This window comes from Nonomuraea sp. NPDC049725, assembly GCF_040674795.1.
GTDB classification, from domain to species: domain Bacteria; phylum Actinomycetota; class Actinomycetes; order Streptosporangiales; family Streptosporangiaceae; genus Nonomuraea; species Nonomuraea ceibae.
The window spans coordinates 118,066-135,483 of the sequence record NZ_JBFANJ010000022.1 but is presented as its reverse complement, the minus strand read 5'-3'; the positions used below and the strand labels follow the sequence as shown (position 1 = coordinate 135,483).

Genomic DNA, 17,418 nt, shown 5'->3' with positions numbered 1-17,418 from the left:
GATGCGACAGCACGCTCATCCGCCGATGCCCGAGGACACCGCCGGAGACCGCGCGCGCCTGCTCCGGGCGCTGCGCCAGGGTACGGTGCGGCCACGCGCCGCCGGGATCCCCGTCGCCGACCGCACCGCGCCGCTTCCGCTCTCGTACGGCCAGCGGAGACTGTGGGCGCTGGAGCGGATCCACGGGGGCGGGCCGGCGTACGTGGTGTGCCTCACGGTCAAGATCCGCGGCCGCGTGGACGTGGACGCGCTGAGCCGGGCCGTCACTCTCGTCGTACGGCGGCACGAGGCGCTCCGCACCGTCTTTCCCGCCGTGGACGGCGAGCCCTCGCAGGTGATCCTCGACCCGGACAGCCTGCCCGAGATCCTCGGCGTGCGCACGGCCGGGGAACCGGAGCCGATCCTGCGCCGATGGGCCGCCGAACCGTTCGACCTGGCCCGGGGGCCCATGCTCAAGGCGCTCCTGATCGAGGGCGAGGACGAGCGGGTCCTCGGGCTCTGCGCCCACCACATCGCCGTGGACGCCTGGTCGATGGGCCTGATCCAGCAGGAGATCTCCACTGCCTACGCCGCGTACGCGGCCGGGAGGACGCCCGAGCCGCCGGCAGCCGGCCCGGACTACGCCGACTACGCCGCGTGGCAGCGCTCGCTGGATCTGGACGAGCAGGCCGGCTACTGGGTGGAGAGACTGCGCGACGCGCCCGACGTGCTGGCCCTGCCCCACGACCGGCCGAGGACGGCCTCGCCCGAGTTCTCCGGCGACGAGGTGCGCTTCCGTCTCGGCGCCGCTCTCGCCGATCGGCTGCGCCGGCTCGGCGTGGAGAGCGGCGCCACCACGTTCATGGTGCTGTTCGCCGGTTTCGCCGCGCTGCTCGGCCGCTACAGCGGCCAGTCCGACGTGATCGTGGGCGTGCCGGTCGCCGGGCGCGAGCGGGCGGACCTGGAGAAGGTCGTGGGCTTCTTCGCCAACACCCTCGCCGTGCGCGCGGAGCTGGGGGGCGAGCCCGGCTTCCGCGAGCTGCTCGCGCGGGTGCGCGCCGCCGCTCTGGAGGCGTTCGCGCACCAGTCGGTGCCGTTCGAGATGCTGGTGCAGCGGCTGGCCCCGCAGCGGGAGTTCGCCCACAACCCGCTCTTCCAGGTGATGTTCGCCTTCCAGAATGCGCCCGACCAGGAGATGACGCTGGGCGAGGCCGTCGTCGAGCCGTTCCGGATGGCCAACGACACTGCCAAGTTCGACCTGTGGCTGAGCATGAGCGACGCCCGGGACGGAGGGATCGACGGCGTCATCGAGTACGACACGGCCCTGTTCGACCGTGCCACGGTGGAACGCCTGGCCGCCGCGCTGGAGTGCCTGCTGACCTCGGCCTGTGACCGCCCCGACGCTCGGGTCACGGAGCTGGCGACGCTGCCGGCCGCGGACAGGGACGCCGTGCTCGCGCTCGGCACGGGGGAGCCGGCCGGCATCCCGCCGTTCACCGTGCCCGAGCTGATCGCCCGGCAGGGCGCGCGCCGGCCGCAGGCCGTGGCGGTGACCTTCGAGGGCGGCAGCCTGACCTACCGGGAGCTGGAGGAGCGGGCCGCCGCCCTGGCCCGCCGGCTGCGGGCCATGGGCGCGGGGCCGGAGACACGCGTGGCCGTGGTCATGCGCCGCAGCACCGAGCTGGTGGTGGCGCTGCTCGGCATCCTCAAGGCCGGCGCGGCCTACGTACCCGTCGATCCGGACTACCCGCCCGAGAGGGTGCGCTACATGCTCGCCGACGCCGCCGCGCCCATCGCCGTCACCCAGCCGGAGCTGCGGCACCTGATCGACGGCCCCGAGGTCCTGGAACTCGGCCCCGGCGCCGTCGTGGACGGCGGCGTGGACGGCGGCGGCGACGGGCCCCTGCCCGCGCCGGATCCGGACAGCCTGGCGTACGTCATCTACACCTCCGGCTCCACCGGACGGCCCAAGGGGGCCATGATCCACCACCGCGGCCTGGTCAACCGGCTGCTCTGGATGGCCGGCGCCTACCAGGTGACCGAAGACGACCGGATCCTCCAGAAGACCCCCTACAGCTTCGACGTCTCGGTGTGGGAGTTCTTCCTCCCGCTCGTCACCGGGGCGACGCTGGTGGTCGCGCCGCCCGCCGCGCACGAGGACCCCCGGCGGCTGGCCGGCCTCATGGCCGCCGAGGCCGTGAGCATCGTGCACTTCGTCCCCGCCATGCTCGGCGTGTTCCTGGACCAGCCCGGGCTGCCCCGCCTGCCGGAGCTGCGGCTGCTCGTCTGCAGCGGGGAAGCCCTGCCGAGAAGCCTGGCCGAGACGGCGCTCGCCCGGCTGGGAGCGCGCTGCGAGAACCTTTACGGGCCCACCGAGGCCTCCATCGACGTCACCGCCTACACGCCGGGCGCCTCGCCGTACGAGACCCGGTGCGCGGCGGTCCCGATCGGCCGGCCGATCGAGAACGTGCGGGCACACGTGCTCGGGCCCGGCCTCCAGCCGCAGCAGATCGGCGTCATCGGTGAGCTCTGCCTCGCCGGGGAGGGCGTCGGGCGCGGCTACCTCGGGCGGCCCGGGCTGACCGCCGAGCGCTTCGTGCCCGCGCCCTTCGGCCCGCCGGGCGGCTACCTCTACCGGACGGGGGACCTGGCGAGGCTGCTCGCCGACGGCCACATCGAGTTCCTCGGCAGGCTCGACCACCAGATGAAGGTGCACGGGTTCAGGATCGAGCCGGGCGAGATCGAGGCGGCGCTGCTGGAACACCCGGGCATCCGCTCGGCCGCGGTCACCGCGACGCCGGACGGCGGGCGGCTGGTCGCGCACGTCGTGCGCACGGGGGACGAGCCGGCGCCCGACGCCGCGGCCGTCACCCGGTGGACGGAGGTGTTCGACGCGACCTACCGCGGAGCCGAGCAGGTGAGCGGGCCCGACTACGCGGGCTGGCGCAGCAGCTTCACCGGGTCGGACTACGCCGGGGCCGACATGGCCGAGTGGGTGGACCGCACGGTCGAGGCGATCCTGGCGCTGCGCCCGCGCCGGATCCTGGAGATCGGCTGCGGCACCGGGCTGCTGGCCGAGCGGCTCATCCGGCACGTCGACTCCTATGTCGGCACCGACATCTCCGCGACCGCCATAGCGGCGCTGTCGCGCAGGCACGTAAAGTCGGACCGGGCCCGTTTCCTGCGGCGCGATGCGGAGCACGTGAGCGACTTGGGCGAGTTCGACGTGGTCGTGCTCAACTCCGTCATCCAATACTTCCCCGGACCGGACTACCTCGACCGGGTCCTCACGGAGGCGGCCCGGATCTGCGCGGGCGTGGTGTTCGTCGGCGACGTGCGGAGCCTGCCGCTGCTGGAGGCCTTCCATCTGGCGGTGCTGGCCGGCCAGGCGGGTGCGCCCATGACCAAGGGCGAGATCCTGGAACGGGTGGCGGCGGAGTGCGACAAGGACCGCGAGCTCGTCGTCGATCCGCGCTACTTCGTCCGGTTCGCGGAGAACCGGGGCCTGGTTGCCGACATCCGGCTGAAGACGGGCACGGCGCCGACGGAGATGAACGTCTTCCGCTACGACGTGTTACTTCGCCCCGGCTCGCCCGCCCTGGCCCGCCTGCGCGACCTGCCCGGCGCCGAGCTCGGCCTGCCCCATCCGGGGCAGGCGCCGTTGGTGGAGGCGTTGCGCCTGCTCGAAGAGGGACCGGCCGACGAGATCTTCCCCCTTGACGGGCTGCGTCCCGGCACCCCCGATGCCGCCCCGGCGGGCCCCGGCCTGACCTGCCACCGCAGCCCATCGCCCGGCCGCCCCGGCCGCTACGACCAGGTGGTCACACCCGCGGCGGTGGAGGGGCTGATCAGCTCGGAGGACGGCGGCGACGGACCGCTCACCAACGCGCCCGCCGCCCGGATGGGAGACGAGTGGTTCGCGGCCGAGCTCCGGGAGCGGCTGCTGGAGCGGCTGCCCGACCACATGGTCCCCACCGAGATCAACGTGCTGGCGGAGCTGCCGCTCACCCCCAGCGGCAAGGTCGACCGCACGGCCCTGCGCCCCCGGCCCGCCGTCTCGCAGGCGGCGTACGAGCCACCGCGAGGACAGGCCGAGGAACTGCTGGCGAAGCTCGCCGCCGGGCTTCTCGGCGTGCCCAGGGTGGGCAGGAACGACGACTTCTTCGCCCTGGGCGGTGAGTCCATCCTCGCCCTGCAGCTGGTCAACAAGGCACGCCAGGCGGGCGTCACCATCACCGCCCAGGCCGTCTTCCGGCACCCGACGATCCAGGGCATGGCCGAGGCGGCGGCGTCGCAGGCGGATCCGCCGCGCACCCGGCCGGCGGGCCCGAGCGGCCGGGGACGCCTGCCCGACGCCAAGCCCTGGCGGCCGGCCGACGGCGTGATCGACGTCTACCCGCTGGCGCCGATCCAGCACGAGATGCTCTCCGCGGCCCTGGAGGCGGCGGAGCCCGGCCTGCACACGGCGACGGTGGAGCTGTCCATCGACGACGCCGGTTTCGACGAGGGCGCGTTCGCCGCCGCCTGGCAGCACGTCATGGAGCGCCATCCCGTCCTGCGGACCTCGTTCCACTGGAAGGGACTGCTGCGTCCCGTGCAGGCCGTGCACGCGATCTCCACTCCGCCGATCGACAGGAGCGACCTCTCCGGACTGCCGGAGACGGAGCAGGACGAGCGGCTGGCCGCCGCCCTGGGCGAGGAGCGCCGCCGCCTGCTCCGGCTGGATCAGGCGCCGCAGTGGCGGATCAGACTGTTCAAGCTCGGCCCCGGCCGCTACCGGGCCATCATGCGCTTCAGCTACATGCTGCAGGACGGCTGGAGCTTCCAGAACATGCAGCGCGAGTTCTTCGCCGCCTACGACGCCTGCCGGGAGGGCACGGCACCGCGGCTGCCTTCGCCGCCGGCGTTCGGCGAGCACATCTCATGGTTGTCCGAGCGTGACGAGACGGCCGACGCCGCCTACTGGAGCGAGACGATGAAGCGCTTCGCCGGCCGTACTCCGCTGGTGGAGGCGCTGGGCGCCCCGAACTGGGCCGGGACCGGGACACACTACGACCGGGTCGGCCTGGAGATGCCGCCCGAGGTGGTGGCCGGGCTCGCCCGGGTGGCGCGGGAGCGCGGAGTCACCCAGTTCACTCTGCTCCAGGGTGCCTGGGCCCTCGTGCTGTCCGGCCTGACCGGACGCGAGACGGTGACGTTCGGCACCGTCTCGGCGGGCAGGCCGGAGCACCTGAGCGAGATGGCCGGCATGGTCGGCCCGTTCAACAACCTGCTGCCCGTGGTGGTGGCGGCGGACCCGGGGGAGGCGGTGACGTCCTGGCTGCGCCGGCTGCAATCCGGGCAGGCGGACATGCGCGAGCACCAGTTCGCCTCACTGGCGCAGATCCGCGAGTGGGCCGGCCTGCCCTGGCGCACGCCGCTCTTCGACAGCTACCTCGTTTACGAGAACTTCCCCATGGACGCCGCCGCGGGACGCCGCATGGAGTCGTGGAACCCGGGCGTGGGCGTCACGCAGACCGAGCACCCGATCCGGGTTCTTTTCTGGCCCGTCGGCGGCCTGCACGTCGAGATCAGCTTCTACACCAGGCTCTTCGGCGCCGCGGCGATGCGCGGGCTGCTCGCCGCCTACGAGCGGGTGATCCGAGCCGTGGTCGCGCGGGAGGACACCCCGCTGGCCGAGCTGCGAGCCCTGGTGAACCCGACCGGAGAGGCCGGTGTGAGGTCATGACCGAAGTCGCCGAGGCCCGCACGGGCCTGCTCGCGCCGTTCCGGAGCCGGGCGTTCACGCTGTACTTCGCCGGTCAGCTCATCTCCCAGCTCGGCGACGGCATCTACCTGGTGGCCCTGCCCTTCATCGTGTTCGGCTCCGGGTGGGGAGCCGACGAGCTGGGCCTGGTCCTGGCGGCGTTCGGCATCGCCAGGCTGGTGGCCTTCCCGATCGGCGGCACGCTGGCCGATCGTCACGGGGCACGCGTGATCATGCTGATCGCCGACGGGGCGCGGGTCGTGGTGCTGCTCGGCTTCGCGCTGCTGGTGTTCGCGGGCCAGCCGCCGTTGTGGCTGGTGGCCGGATCGGTGGCCCTGTTCGGCCTGTTCGAGGGGATGTTCACCCCGGCCTCGTTCGCGGTGCTGCCGGCCATCGTGCAGAAGGAGCTGCTCGGGCCGAGCAATTCGCTGGCTTCCACCATGCAGTCCATCGCGATGATCGCCGGTCCGGCGGCGGGCGGCCCGGTGGTCACGGGCCTGAAGAGCTGGGTGAGCCTGCTCGTCAACGCCGTCACCTTCGTGGTGTCCACCGTGACGCTGCTCTTCGTCCCCGTCCGCCGGGTGACGCCCGCGCCGGCCCGGGAGGCCGGGGAGGCCGGGCCGGAGGCTCCCCCGGCGGTCACGCCGGGCTGGGCCGAGGTGGGGCGGCACGTCGTGGCCAACCCGCTGCTCAGGATGTCGCTCCTGGTCACTGTGGTGGTCAACCTCGCCTACGCGGGGATGACCGACGTGGCGCTGCCTTCCTTCGCGATCAGCGGGCTCGGCGGCGGCCCCGGGACGTTCGGCACCATCATGGCCGCGTTCGGCGTGGGTTCGCTCCTGGGCGCGCTCTGCGGAGTACTGCTGCTGCGCAGTCGCCGGCGCGCGCTCGTCGCGTTGTTCCTCGGCGTGGGACAGGGCGCGGCGATCATGTGTGTGCCCCTGGGCGAGTCGCTGGTGGTCGCATCCGCCGCGATGCTCATGGCGGCCGTGTTGCAGTCCGTGCTCAACGTCTTCTACATGACCATGCTGCAGAGCCAGATTCCCGGGGAACTGCTGGGGCGCGTCATGAGCCTGCTGGTCACCTGCGCGGGACTGGCCTTCCCCCTCTCCACCGTGATCGCGGGAAGGGCCGTGGAGGCGGTGGGGGCTCCGCTGGTCATCGTGGTCGCTGGCCTCGGGGTCTCCCTGGCGTTCGTCGCCGGCTTTTTCAGCCGTGAATATCGGCGAATGTGAAGCCATAACCGGTGAATAACCGCGGGCTAACCACCTGACTCTATTTTCGATATCGACCCGTCCTGCGGAAAGGTTGACGATGACTCGTCCCGTTTCCCATGCGCAACGTCGCCTCTGGTTCCTGGATCAGCTCACGCCCGGTAACACCGCTTACCACATTCATGAATGCGCGTGGCTCGGCCCGGAGCTCGACGTGCCCGCGCTGGAGAGCGCCCTGCGCCTGCTGGTGGAGCGCCACGAGGCGCTCCGGACCCGGTTCTCGACCGCCGACGGCGAGCCCCGGCAGGTCATCGTGCCGGCGGGGCAGGCCGAGCCCGAACTGTCGATCGCCGGAGGGGACGCCGAAGCGGCGCTCGACGGCTGGCTCCGGCGGCCCATCGACCTGCGAACGGACCTGCCGATCCGCGCGCTGCTCGCCAAGGCCGCCGACGGTTGGCTCTTCTGCCTGACCCTGCATCACATCGCGGTCGACGGCTGGTCGGTCGGAATCGTGCGGCGTGAACTGGGCGAGCTTTACGCGGCGGCGAGCGCCGGCCGTGATCCGGCGCTTCCCGCGCCGGCGATGACGTACGCGGAATACGCGGACGGGCAACGCGAATGGCTCAGCGGCCCCGCGCTCGACGCGGAGCTGGATTACTGGACACGGCGTCTTGACGCCGCTCCGGAGATGCTGGCCCTGCCTCTGGACCGGCCGCGTCCCGTGACGCAGTCCTTCCGCGGGGACCAGGTGGAGGTCTCGCTGGACTCCCTGATGGAACCGTTGCGGGAGCTGGGGGCCGCGCACGGGGCGACGCCGTTCATGGTGCTGCTGGCGTCGTTCAAGGTGCTGCTGCGGGAGTACACCGGGCAGCAGGACGTCGTCGTCGGCGTGCCCGTCGCCGGCCGGTCCCGCCCCGAACTGGCAGGGACCGTCGGATTCCTGGCCAACACGCTGGCCATGCGCACCACGTTCGCCGGCCTCTCCTCCTTCGCCGACCTGCTGGCCGAGGTGCGCGACCACAGCCTGGACGCGCTCGGTCACCAGGACCTCCCCTTCGAGCTCCTGGTCGCGCGGCTGGCCCCGGCCCGGGTGCTGTCGCACAACCCGCTCGTCCAGGTGCTGTTCAGCGTGCAGAACGCCGAGGTGGAGCCGCTGCGTCTGCCCGGCGTCCGGGTCTCGCCGCGCGAGGTGCACAACGCCACCTCCAAGTTCGACCTGGCCCTGCACATCGTCGAGGACGAGGCGGGCCCGAGAGCCGTCCTGGAGTACGACACCGCGCTCTTCGACGAGGCCACCGTGCGCCGGATGGCGGGGCACTACCGCCGGTTGTGCGAGATCTTCGCCGGTGCCCCCGGAACGCGCCTCGACGCCCTCGAACTGGCCACGCCCGGGGAGACGCGGGAGATCCTCGCCGCGGCCGACGGAGCGCCCGGCGAGGAGGGCCCGGCCGTGCCGGAGTCGTTCGCCCGCTGGGCCGCCGCCACGCCGGACGCTCCCGCCGTGGTGTGCGGCGACCTCACGCTGACCTACGCCGAGGTCGATCGCGAGGCGGACGACCTGGCCGCGCGGTTGCGGTCGGCCGGGATCCCGGCCGACACGCCCGTCGCGGTTCTGCTCGGCCGGGGGGCGCGGCTGGTGCCCGCGCTCATGGGAGTGCTGAAGGCGGGCCTGCCCTACCTCCCCGTCGACCCCGCGTATCCGGCCGAGCGCGTCGCCCACATGCTGCGCCACAGCGGCACCCCCCTCGTGATCACCGATTCCGGCCTGGCGGGGACGCTGCCCGAGGGCATGCCCGCGCTGCTGGTCGACCGGCCCGTCCCGCCCGCCGCCGAGCCGCCGCCCGCGCCCCCCGTCGATCCGGAGAACCTCGCGTACGTCATCTACACCTCCGGCTCCACCGGCCGGCCCAAAGGGGTGATGATCCCCCATCGGGCCTTGAGCAACCTGATCGCCGACTTCCGGCGGGAGCTGGCCGCCGGCCCGGACCTGCGGCTGCTCGCCGTCACCACGGCCTCCTTCGACATCGCGGCACTGGAGCTGTTCGTGCCGCTGACCTCCGGCGGCACGGTCATCCTGGCCACCGGCGAGGAGTGCACCGACCCGGAGGCGCTGGCGCGCCGGATCGCGTCCGCGCGGGCGAACGTCATGCAGGCGACGCCGGCGACCTGGCGCATGCTCGCCGGGCAGGACCTGCCGCGGCTCCGCGCCGCCCTGGCCGGCGGCGAGCGGCTGCCGGAGGACGTCGCGGAACGTCTGACGTCCACGGCGGAACGCGCGCTGAACGTGTACGGCCCGACCGAGACCACGATCTGGTCCAGCCGCTGGCCGATCCAGCAGGGGCCGCCGCTGATCGGCGTCCCCGTCGCCGGAACACGCCTGCTCGTGCTCTCGCCCGCCATGCTGCCGCGCCCGGTGGGGGTGCCGGGTGAGCTGTACATCGGCGGCGTGGGAGTGGCACGCGGCTACCTGGGCTCACCGGGCATGACGGCCGAACGGTTCGTGCCCGACCCGCTGGGGCCGCCCGGATCGGTCCTCTACCGCACCGGCGACCTCGTCCGGCTGCTGCCGGGAGGGGACTTCGAATACCTGGAGCGCGTCGACGACCAGGTCAAGGTCAGGGGCTTCCGGGTCGAGCTGGGTGAGGTCGAGGCGGCGCTCAGGCAGGAGCCCGGGGTCGAGGACGCGGCGGTCGTCGTGTCGGCGGACGGGCAGTCCCTGCTGGCCTACGTGGTGGGCGGCGACGCCCCGGCAGAGACCGGGGCGGGGGAGGGCGCGGACATCGTCAGCCGCTGGGGAGCGGTCTGGGACGACGCGTACGGCACGTTCGCCGGTGACGGGCCCGACTACTCGGGCTGGCTCAGCAGCTACACCGGCGAGCGTTACTCCGACGACGACATGGCCGAATGGGTGAGCGGAGCCGTCTCCGCCATCAAGGTGCTGGAGCCCCGGAGAGTCCTCGAGATCGGGTGCGGCACCGGCCTGCTCTACCGGGGGCTCGCCGGCTCGCTCGACCGCTACGTGGGCACCGACGTCTCCGAGACCGCCGTCGCCCGGCTGAGCACCGCGCACGCCGCCGATCCCGCCGCGGAGTTCCGCGTCGGCGAGGCGGCGGACGTGGAAGCCGGTGAACGCTTCGACGTCGTCGTGCTCAACTCCGTCATCCAGTACTTCCCCGACGCCGGCTACCTCACGCGGGTGCTCGATCGATGCCGGGGATTCGCGCCCGCGATCTTCATCGGCGACGTGCGCAGCCTGCCGCTCCTGGACGCCTTCCACCACTCCCTGCCCGGGCCGGCCGCCCTGCACGCGGCCCGCGAGGACGAACTGGTCGTCCATCCGGACTTCTTCGTCCGCTTCGCGGCCGCCTACGGCCTGGTGGCCGACATCCGGCTCAAACCGGGCAGCCGCAGTACCGAGATGAACCTGTTCCGCTACGACGTCACGCTCCGTCCCGCCACCGGCGACGTCACCTCGATCGGCGCGCTGAAGCGGATCCCCTGGCGGAACGGCATGCCCGAGCTGCCCGGCACCGCCGATCCCGTGCTGCTCGCCGACATCCCCCACCCCGGGCTCACGGCGCTGGTCGGCGCGGTGAGCCCGGGAGAGGAGGCGGAGCCCGGCCCCGCGCCGTGGGAGCTGGCCGCCGCTCTCCCCGGCCGTGCCGTCGTGTGCCTCCCTTCGGCGCGGCATCCGGGGCGCTACCACGCCGTCGTCGGCGCGGGCCGCCTGTCCTGCGTGGCGGCCGTGGACTCGGGGGAGTCCGGCCCGCTCACCAACCAGCCCGCGCTGCGCGAGCACCAGCGCAGAGCGGCCGTCTCGCTGCGCGACCGGCTGCGCGACCGGCTGCCCGAATACATGGTGCCGGCCGGCGTGACGTTCCTCTCCGAGCTCCCGCGCACGTCCAACGGCAAGCTCGACCGGGCCGAGCTGGCCGCGTCCGCCACGTCCACCCCCACGGGGGTGCGCCGTTACGTGGCCCCCCGCACGCCCGCCGAGCGCACGATCGCCTCGCTGATGGGCACGCTGCTGGGAGCCGGCAGAGTGGGCGCCGAGGACGACTTCTTCCTCCTCGGAGGGCACTCACTGCTCGCCACCCAGCTGCTCTCGCGCGTGCGCCGGGCCTTCGGCACCGACATCTCGCTGCACGAGTTCTTCGCGGCGCCGACGGTGACGGCGCTGGCGGCCGCCGTCGAGGCGCGGCCCGGACGGCCCGGCGGCGTCGGGCCGGCGCCCGGACTGGCGGATCGTTCCACCCCGATCCCGGTGTCCCACGCGCAGCGGCGGCTGTGGTTCCTCGAACGGCTCGGCGTCGGCGGGCCGGCCTACCTCATGTACGCCACCGTCCGCATCACCGGCGACGTGGACGTCGAGGCGCTCAGGCGCGCGCTGCGGCTGCTCGTCGAGCGGCACGAGACGCTCCGCACCTCCTTCGGCGACGCGGACGGCGAGCCGGTTCAGATCGTGCACCCGCCCGAAGGAGACCGGGACGTCCTCGTCGTGTCCGAGGACGGCTTCGCCGAGCAGGTGCTGCGCCCGTTCGACCTTACCGCCGCGCCCTTGCTGCGGGGCGTGCTCACCCGCGCCCCCGGCGGCTGGTCGTTCGCTCTGGTCACCCATCACATCGCGGCGGACGGCTGGTCGGTGTCCATCCTCCTGCGCGAGCTGAGCGAGGCCTACCGCGCCTACAGCGCCTGCGGAGACCCCGCCCTCGCCCCCCTTCCCGTCGGCTACTCCGACTACGTGCTCTGGCAGCGGGAGCGCCTGACGGGCGAGCGATTCGAGCGGAGCCTCGCCCACTGGGAGAAGCACCTCGCCGGCGCGCCCGCCCTCCTCGCGCTGCCGCTCGACCGCCCCCGCCCGGCCGTGCAGTCCTTCCGCGGCGGCCAGGTCGAGTTCGTGATCTCACCCGAGGTCACCGCCCGGCTCACCGAACTCGGCCGCTCCAGAGGGGCGACGCTCTTCATGGTGCTGCTCGCCGCCTGCAACGCGCTGCTCGCCCGGATCAGCGGCCAGCACGATGTGGTGGTCGGCACCGGTGTGGCCGGGCGGCAGGAAGCCGAGCTGGAGCGGCTGGTCGGCTTCTTCGCCGGCACGCTGGCGATCAGGACCGACGTGTCCGGCGACCCCTCGTTCGCCGAGCTGCTCGATCGTGTGCGCGACAGCGCGCTGAAGGCGTACGAGCACCAGGACGTCCCGTTCGACCTGCTGGTGGAACGGCTGGCGCCACAGCGGGAGCTGTCCCACAACCCGATCTTCCAGGTGATGTTCGCGTTGCAGAACGTGCCCAGGGAGGAGCTGTTCATCGGCGAGGAGGCGGGGGACCTGGTTCCGGTGGAGTCCGGGGCCTCGAAGTTCGACCTCGGGTTCAACCTCGCCGAGGTCGGAGGGGGACTGGAGGGCGGCATCGAGTACGACTCCGCCCTCTTCGACCGCGAAACGGCGCAGGCGTTCGCGCGCTGGTACGCGCGCATGCTGGAGGCCGTCGCCGCCGGCGCGGACCGGCCGGTCAGCGCGCTGCCCATGCTGGCCGCCCAGGACGTCGAGCGGGCCGTGCGGCTGGGCGCCGGTCCGGTGGTGGAGGTGGACGAGCGCTGCGTGCACGAGCTCGTGGCCGAGCAGGCGGCCGCCCGGCCGGACGCGCTCGCGGTGCGCTCCGATCAGGAAGAACTCACCTACGGCGAGCTGGACCGCCGGGCCGATCGGCTGGCCGGCCGGCTGCGCGCCCTGGGAGTCGCGAGCGACCGTCCCGTCCCGGTCTACCTGCCCAGGAGCCCGGCGTTGATCGTGGCCCTGCTGGGCGTGCTCAAGGCCGGCGCGGCGTACCTGCCCGTCGACCCGGCCTACCCCGCGCAGCGCATCGGTCACATGCTGGCCGAGGCCGGCAGCCCGGTCGTGATCACCAGCTCCGGCCTGGCGGCGTCGCTGCCCGCCGGGACGGGACGGCCCCTGCTGATGGACGGGGAGGACTGGTCGCGGGGCCCGGACGAGGCGCCGCCGGCGCGGACCGCCCCCGGCAACCTCGCCTACGTCGTCTACACCTCGGGCTCCACGGGCACGCCCAAGGGCGCGATGATCACGCATGGCGGTCTGCGGAACCTGTGCCAGTGGCAGCACCGCCACTTCGGGCATGACCGGCGGGACAGGGTCACGCTGCTGGCCAGCGTCTCCTTCGACGGGCTGGCCTGGGAGATCTGGCCCCACCTGACGGAGGGCGCGAGCCTGCACGTGGTGGACGACGCCACCCGGGCCAATCCGGATGCTCTGATCGGCTTCTTCGTCCGCCACCGCATCACCCGCGCCTTCCTGCCGACCGCCCTGGCCCAGCTCATGGCCGAGCAGGACTGGCCCGCGGACTGCGACCTGCGCGTGGTCTTCTCCGGCGGGGACCGGCTGCACTGGCCGGCCCGCGAGCGGCCGTGGCGGCTGACCAACCACTACGGGCCCACGGAGACGACGATCGTCATGACCGCCGCCTCCGCCGAACCGGGCCCGGACCGCCGTGAGGCGCCCCCGATCGGCCCGCCGATCGACAACATCCGGACCCACGTCCTGGACGCCGAGATGCGACCGCAGCCGGTGGGCGTGGCGGGTGAGCTCTACATCGGCGGCGCGGGAGTGGGGCGGGGCTACTTCCGCAACGCCGGGCTCACCGCGGAGCGCTGGGTGCCCGACCCGTTCGGGCCGCCGGGCTCGGTGCTCTACCGGAGCGGGGACCTGGTGCGGCAGCTGCCCGACGGCAACCTCGACTTCCTGGCCCGCATGGACAACCAGGTCAAGGTCCGCGGCTACCGGGTCGAGCTGGGCGAGATCGAGGCGACGCTGCGCGATCATCCGCGGGTGCGTGACGCCGTCGTCGTCACCAGGCCGGAGATAGGTGGCGGACTCGCCGCCTATCTCGTCGGCGACCTGACGACGGCCGACCTCGGCGGTGCGCGGCGCTGGCTGCGGGAGCGCCTGCCCGACTACATGGTCCCCGGCCACCTGTCGATACTGGCGGCCATGCCGCTCACGGCGAACGGCAAGATCGACAGGCGGGCCCTGCCCGAGATCCGGCCGGCGGAGGTGCGGCTGCCACAAGATCCGGTGGCCCGCCGGGTGGCCGCCGTATGGGCCGAGGTCATCGGCGTCGCGGACGTGGGCATGAACGACAACTTCTTCGAGGTCGGCGGGAACTCACTGCTCGTGACCCGGCTGGCCAGGGGCCTGGAGGCGGAGTTCGGCACCCCGGTCGACCTGGTGGAGATCTTCGCCAGCCCGACCGTCGCCGCCCAGGCGGAGTTCCTGGCCACGCCCGCCGAGGAGGAGACCGCCGAGGAGGAGACCGTCGAGGAGGAGACCGTCGAGGCGGGAACGCGCCGGCTTGAGGCGCGAGCCCGCAGAGCGCGCAGGGGAGCGAGCCGATGACCAGCGACCACATCGCCGTGATCGGGATGGCCGGGCGCTTTCCCGGCGCCGCGAACGTGGACCAGTACTGGGCGAACCTCGTCGCGGGCGTGGAATCGATCCGCAGGCTGACCCCTGAGGAACTGGCGGAGGCGGGCGTGCCGGAGCGGCTGCGCGCGCACGAGCGTTACGTGCCCGCGCGCGGCGTCGTCGAGGGCGTCGACCTCTTCGACGCCGAGTACTTCGGCATGTCGCCGCGCGAGGCGCAGGTCACCGACCCGCAGCAGCGGCTCTTCCTGGAGTGCGTGGAAGAGGCGCTGCAGGACGCCGGCTACGCCCCCACGCGCCTGCGGGGGCCGGTCGGCGTGTTCGCCGGCTGCACCCAGTCGTCCTACAAGCGCTTCGCGCTCCAGTACGCCGAGGCGCTGGAGCTGGACGAGACCCAGATCCGCGTCGGCACCGAGCCGGACTTCCTCACCACGCGGGCGGCCTACAGACTCCACCTCACCGGCCCGTGCGTCACCGTCCAGACCGCCTGCTCGACCGGCCTGGTCGCCCTGCACTACGCCTGCCAGAGCCTCCTGAACGGCGAATGCGAGATGGCGGTCGCCGGTGCGGCGAGCATCCTCTATCCCGAGCACGTCGGCTACCTCTACCAGCCCGGCGCGATCGCGTCACCCGACGGGCACTGCCGGGCCTTCGACGCGGACGCGCAGGGGACGGTCGGCGGCAACGGCTGCGCGGCGGTGCTCCTCAAGCCGCTGGAGCGGGCGCTGGCCGACGGCGACCCCATCCGGGCCGTGGTCCTCGGTTCGGCCGTCAACAACGACGGCGCGCGGAAGGTCGGCTTCACCGCGCCGGGCGTGCGCGGCCAACGAGAGGTCGTCCTGGAGGCGCTGGCGGTCGCGGGAGCCGAGCCCGCCTCGATCGGCTACCTCGAAACGCACGGAACGGGCACCCACCTCGGCGACGCGGTGGAACTGGAGGCCCTGGCGCACGTCTTCGGCGACCGCGCGGACCCGCTGGTGCTCGGTGCGGTCAAGCCGAACATCGGTCACCTGGACGCCGCGGCGGGCATGGCCGGCTTCATCAAGGCCGTCCTGGTGCTCGAGAACGGCATCGTGCCTCCGACCCCGCACTTCACCCGGCCCAACCCCCGATCACATCTGGTGGACGGGCCGTTCGAGGTGCCGTCGCGGGCGCGCGCCTGGCCCGCGGCGCCGTCCCCGCGCCGGGCCGGGGTCAGTTCCTTCGGCGTCGGGGGCACCAACGCGCACGCCGTGCTCGCCGAGTTCGCCGAGCCGGCCGCGCCGGCGGACGAATCCGGCACCTGGCACATCCTGCCGATCTCGGCGCGTGACGAGGGCACCCTCCTCAGGTACGGCGGCACCGTGCAGCAGCGCCTGTCCCGCAGCCCGGACCTGCCCTTCGGGTCGGCCGCCTACACCATGCAGACCGGCCGGCGCGAGCTCGACCACAGGATCGCGGTCGTCGCCGAGCACTCCGCGCAGGCGGAGCGGGCGCTGGCCGAGATGGACGCCGGCATGATCGTGAGTGGGCGGCGGGGACATGAGCCGCCCAGAATCGCGTTCACCTTCCCCGGTCAGGGGACCGAGTTCCGCGGCATGGCCCGCGACCTCTCGGCGGGCGAGCCGACCTTCGCCCGGCATCTGGCCGACTGCCTGGAGGCACTGCCTCCGGCGACCGCCGAGCGCGTCTCCGGCTTCCTTACCGGTGACGGCCTCCTCGGCGGGGGAGCCTCCCCGATCAGCACCGACCTGGCGCAACCCGCCCTGTTCGCCTTCCAGTACGCGCTGGCGCGGACCTGGCTCTCCTGGGGGATACGGCCCACCTGCCTGCTCGGCCACTCGCTGGGCGAGCTGACCGCGGCCACCATCTCCGGAGCGCTCACCCTGCGCGGCGCCGCCATGCTGGTCACGCGGCGCGGCGAGCTGATGAGCGCGGCACCGGGCGGCGCCATGCTGGCGGTGCTCGCCGCCGCGGAGCGGGTCGAGCCGCTGCTGCAGCCCGGCGTGACGATCGCCGCGGTCAACTCTCCCCGCTCCACGGTCGTGGCCGGCCCGGCCGAGGCGGTCGCCCGCATGGCCGGCCCGCTGGCGGCGGAGGGCCTCACCGGACGTCCGCTCCGCACGGAGCATGCCTTTCACACGGCCGCCATGGACGAGGCCGCGGCGCGGTTCCGCGCGGTGGCGGCCGAGTACGGGCTGCGCCGGCCGGATCTCCCCTTCGTCTCGAACGTCACCGGCGACTGGATCACCGATGAGCAGGTCACCGATCCCGGCTACTGGGCAGGCCAGCTCCGGCATCCGGTGCGCTTCGCCGGCGGATTCCAGCGGCTGGTGGACGCGGGCGTGGACATCGTCCTCGAAGTGGGGCCGGGGCGGAGCCTGACCACGCTCGCCCGCGACCTGCTCACCGATCCCGCCGCCGGGCCCCGGCCGCTGGCGAGCCTCCCCGGCCGCGCCGGCATCTCGCCGAGGCAGGAACAGCTCGCCCGTACCGCGGCCGAGCTCTGGGTCGCGGGCGCGGAGCTCGACTGGGACGGGATGCGGGCGGGGCGTGACCGGCGCCGCGTCAGGATGCCCGCCTACCCGTTCAACCGCCGCCGCTACACACTGCGTGACACCGGCCCGCAGCCCGGCGGCGAGCAGGGTGACGAGCAGGGTGAAGAGCACGGCCGGGGAGTCACGGACGGAAGGACGCCGTCGCGGCACCGGCATCCGCGCCCCGGCCTGTCGGCTCCCTACCGCGCGCCGGCCCCCGGCCTTCAGGCCCGCCTGGCCGGGCTGTTCGAGGACGTGCTCGGGATCGCGGGAGTCGGGGCGGATGACGACTTCCTGGAGCTCGGCGGCGACTCGCTGATGGCGATCCGCCTGGTGGCCAGGGTCGGCGACCACTTCCCGGTCGAGGTCTCCGGAGCGGAGTTCTTCCGGGCGCCCACCGTGGCGGGGCTGGCCGACCACCTGGGCGGCCTGCTGGAGGCGGCCGTGGCCGGGATGGAGCCGGAAACGGTCGCCGCGCTCCTGCGGGAGCTCGAAGGCGACGCGCCCGCCGTACCGACAGAGTGACCGGCC

Annotated in this window: 4 protein-coding genes; all 4 read left to right on the top strand. The window is 73.4% G+C overall.

The window, feature by feature from the left end:
- Position 1 precedes the first annotated feature (1 nt).
- A complete protein-coding gene (locus AB0J53_RS39695; RefSeq protein WP_364182096.1) occupies positions 2–5,707 on the top strand; it encodes an amino acid adenylation domain-containing protein in 5,706 nt (1,901 codons plus the stop codon).
- Positions 5,704–6,960 (top strand): MFS transporter, encoded by a 1,257-nt coding sequence (locus tag AB0J53_RS39690; protein ID WP_364182094.1) that lies wholly within the window; start codon positions 5,704–5,706, stop codon positions 6,958–6,960. The genes AB0J53_RS39695 and AB0J53_RS39690 overlap by 4 nt, the downstream gene beginning before the upstream one ends.
- A 79-nt stretch (positions 6,961–7,039) precedes the next feature.
- Positions 7,040–14,344, top strand: coding sequence for an amino acid adenylation domain-containing protein (locus AB0J53_RS39685; RefSeq protein WP_364182091.1), 7,305 nt, complete (start codon positions 7,040–7,042; stop codon positions 14,342–14,344).
- Entirely contained in the window at positions 14,341–17,412 is a 3,072-nt protein-coding gene (locus AB0J53_RS39680) for a beta-ketoacyl synthase N-terminal-like domain-containing protein (RefSeq protein ID WP_364182088.1), read from the top strand. Before AB0J53_RS39685 ends, AB0J53_RS39680 begins: the two co-directional genes overlap by 4 nt.
- The last annotated feature ends 6 nt before the right edge of the window (positions 17,413–17,418 follow it).